Source organism: Streptomyces sp. AC627_RSS907, from assembly GCF_019049165.1.
Genome location: NZ_JAGMUE010001158.1, coordinates 1 through 590, shown reverse-complemented (window position 1 = coordinate 590; position 590 = coordinate 1). Strand labels below are relative to the sequence as shown.

1 protein-coding gene is annotated in these 590 nt (G+C 68.5%); it reads right to left on the bottom strand.

Features of this window, described 5'->3' with window-relative positions; genetic code table 11:
* Window positions 1–590: MFS transporter (locus KUM32_RS40815; RefSeq protein WP_217146720.1), on the bottom strand; the 590-nt coding region annotated here is incomplete at both ends.

Genomic DNA, 590 nt, shown 5'->3' with positions numbered 1-590 from the left:
GTAGCGGCCCCGGCCGTGGGTCGGCGAGAGGCGGACGACCAGGCCCATCTGCGTGGGGGAGTTGACGATCTCGGCCAGCGTCCAGACGCACACGGTCAGCGCGTACACCCCGATCGACCCGGCGAACGCGGTGAGCCCGAACCCGTAGCCGGCCAGCAGCGAGGAGATGATCAGCAGCCGCTGCGGATCGCGGTGCTCGATGTAGCGGGTGACCGGGATCTGGAGGGCCACGATCAGGATGCCGTTGACGGCGATCGCCACGCCGAAGTCGGAGCTGGAGAACCCGTCGGCGCCCATCGCCACCGGCAGCGCCACGTAACCCTGTTGGAAGATCAGGGCGATGAGGAAGGACAGCCCGACGACGCTCATGAAGCGGCCGTCGCGCAGCACCATGCCGAGCCCGACCTCCGGTTCGACATCGGCGCCGCTGGCGTCCTTGGCGCGCGGAGGACGCGACTCGGGCAGCTTGATGAAGACCAGCACGGCGCAGATCAGCGTCATGACGGCCTCGCCGACGAACCCGGCCCGGTAGCTGTACTCGGCGATGAATCCCGCGCCCATGGTTGAGAACGCGAAGCCCAGGTTGATGG